This window comes from Peribacillus sp. (assembly GCF_059453735.1).
Map to the genome: position 1 here is coordinate 1 of NZ_JAZVJO010000388.1, position 2,690 is coordinate 2,690.

5 protein-coding genes are annotated in these 2,690 nt (G+C 37.5%); 2 read left to right on the forward strand and 3 right to left on the reverse strand.

Annotated elements, in window-relative coordinates; all coding sequences use genetic code 11:
* Positions 1 to 108: 108 nt before the first annotated feature.
* On the reverse strand, positions 109 to 375 hold the full coding sequence (locus tag AC52RT_RS12695) for a YfhJ family protein (protein WP_340848424.1): 267 nt from the start codon (positions 373 to 375) through the stop codon (positions 109 to 111).
* 117 nt (positions 376 to 492) lie between these two features.
* On the opposite strand from AC52RT_RS12695, the gene AC52RT_RS12700 reads away from it, so the two are divergent.
* Entirely contained in the window at positions 493 to 648 is a 156-nt protein-coding gene (locus AC52RT_RS12700) for a small, acid-soluble spore protein K (RefSeq protein WP_040373957.1), read from the forward strand.
* Between the two features lie 25 nt (positions 649 to 673).
* Here AC52RT_RS12700 and AC52RT_RS12705 read toward each other — a convergent pair whose 3' ends face one another.
* Entirely contained in the window at positions 674 to 1,015 is a 342-nt protein-coding gene (locus AC52RT_RS12705) for a YfhH family protein (RefSeq protein ID WP_495541084.1), read from the reverse strand.
* A 40-nt stretch (positions 1,016 to 1,055) separates the two neighbouring features.
* Positions 1,056 to 1,856, reverse strand: coding sequence for a recombination regulator RecX (gene recX / locus AC52RT_RS12710; protein ID WP_475728319.1), 801 nt, complete (start codon positions 1,854 to 1,856; stop codon positions 1,056 to 1,058).
* Positions 1,857 to 1,979: 123 nt separating this feature from the next.
* Between recX and AC52RT_RS12715 the strand changes: the two genes are divergently transcribed.
* The coding region (locus AC52RT_RS12715) for a TIGR01777 family oxidoreductase (RefSeq protein WP_495541085.1) at positions 1,980 to 2,690 on the forward strand (711 nt) is incomplete at its 3' end.

A 2,690-nucleotide genomic window follows, 5' to 3' on the forward strand; every position in this document is an offset into this window, starting at 1 on the left:
AAAACTCATTTACAGGCTGGATTTTCAGTGAAGCGAAACTGCGAAAAAAACTTAATTTGATCCCATTTTAATGGGCTGAATCCATTGATTCAGCCCTGTTTTTCATTTTTAATGAAATTTGTCCTGCTGCTTCAATAAGTGTTCATATTTAGGGTTATTGGCTAAAAACTCGTGAAGGCTTTTCCCATGATTATCAATCCATTGCGAAACGACCCTGGATGTCATTTCTTCCCCTGCGTATTTATAACCTGCTTTCGCATAAGTAGCTTCAAAATCTTCCCATAAGAGTTCTACCCAAGTTAATGCCTGTTGATAGGATACCTGATCATTTATGTCTAATAACTGTTTGGTCAGTCTTTCTTGATAGTCATTCACAATAATCCCCCTTCCTTCTTTCCAGTATTTTCCCTTCAGTTTTCCTCATAGTTGCCACTCTACTGCTTATACTAATAGTACAAACAAAGAACTTAAAAACGTGAGAGGATGTAATTCATGAGGAATAAAGCTAAAAACTTTCCTAATCAATCTACTAATAAATTTGAAGGCGAGCCTCGAGCTAAACCAGCCTATGCCTCTAAACGAGCAGATGGATCAACTAACACTCATCCACAAGAACGAATGAAAGCTTCAAATGAAAGAACAGAATAGGTTTAGTTTTACTCGAAGCCCAGTATTATTCTTGGGCTTCTTTTAATTCCTTCATAGCAACCAGCATGGATATAGGAAGGGCTTCTTCATTTCTTCCCCCGCTTAACCGGTAACCCCAAGCAAAAATTCCATTTAAGTATTCAATCTTATAGTAAGCACCAGGATCTCCATCAATCTGATAAATCTCTCCTGGCTTAAAGTCGTCGGGATTAAGTAAATATGATTTAGCCATTATGGCTTTACGCTCAAGTACTGCATATTCATTAACCATTCCGAGCTGTTCTGCTTTACGTGCTTTTTCATGAAGTCCTGCAATTTCCTGTTGCAGTTCATATGGAGTCAGTTGACTGTATCTCTTCTCTTCCATTCATTCTTCACCTCATTTTTAAAATATACAGCGCAATACGTTATTCAAAGTACTCATCTCTGTCTAAATACCTAGAAATCAGCTCCATTGGGAAGCCTTTCCGGAATAAAGCTTGTTTCATCTTCTGTTCATACTCAAAGCCCTGATAAGCCTTGTAACGCCGTTCTAATTTCTCTCCATGATAAATTAATGAGTTCCATTCTTCTTCACTATCCTTCTCAACCGTAACCTCTTGCAGTGCCGCGACAATAATATCTCTAGGATAGCCCTTTCGCATTAAAACTTGATCCAGCTTCTGCTGTAGGGATCGCTCAGATAAGTTTTTTTCTTTTTTTATTGATTTCTCAGCCTGCTGTCTAGCATGTTCAATTTGAAGATCAATCGGGTATTCAAGGATAGCTTTTTCAATCAGCTTCTCACTAATTCCTTTTTCCTTTAATTCCTGGCGAATAACGATGGGACCCTTATTTCCCCCATTCGCATGTGTTCTTACAAATGCGCGGGCAAATTCAAGATCATCCAGATATTTATAATGATAAAGCTTATGAATAGCCTCTTGAATAATCGCATCATCCACTTCTTTTTTCCGTAAATACATGCGAACTTCAGATTCAGAGCGCATTCGATGAGATAAATAATGTAAGGACTGCGTAAAAGCTTTTTGGATATCATCATGCATTTGAATATCTGCAAGATCGAATTCATCTAATTCTTTACCTTTTTTTAAATCGAACTTTATTAAAACCTCTTCATCTACACTAAAGGCATATTTATCAGCAATAAATATATTATATCGGTCCAGCCTCTTTTTTTGGACTGAAATTCTTGAAATGACTGCCATCAACATCACCTCCTAATGATACTCTACCACATTCTAAAGAAGGGTTATCTTGATTTAAATCGAATTAAATGACATAGAACATCAATGATAGTAAACTACTACCAAATAAAGGAGTGATGGTACGTGAAAATTGCTATTGCAGGCGGCAGCGGTTTTGTCGGAACTGCTCTTATAGACGCTTTACTTAAAGAAGAACATGACCTTTATATATTGACTCGTAACCCAGAAAAATACACTCAGACAAATAATCTACATTATATAAAATGGCTCAATAAAGATGCAGCACCCGAGAAAGATCTTAAAGGGCTTAATATATTTATTAATCTCGCAGGAGAATCATTAAACAGCGGGCGCTGGACAAAAGATAGAAAACGGAAAATTGTTGAAAGCCGTATTGAAACAACTAAGGAAATGAATCGCATATTAGGAACCTTAGAACATAAGATCGATTTAGTTATCAATGCAAGTGCAATTGGTTATTACGGTACTTCAGAACAAGATACTTTTACTGAAGATAACGAAACAACTGCAAAAGATTTTCTCTCTCGAACCGTTCAACTCTGGGAGAAGGAGGCTCGGAAAGCACGTGCTTTCAGCCATCGAGTCGTCTTTACCAGATTCGGACTGATTCTTGGTCAAACGCAGGGTGCCCTGCCTACAATGGTACTACCTTATAAGCTATTTGCCGGTGGAACTATTGGAAACGGCAGACAAATACTCTCATGGATACATATTCAAGACGTTGCTGGAGCCATTTTGTTTTGTATTCATCATTCTGATATCTCTGGACCTGTGAATTTCACTGCACCACAACAAGTAACAATGAGGGAATTT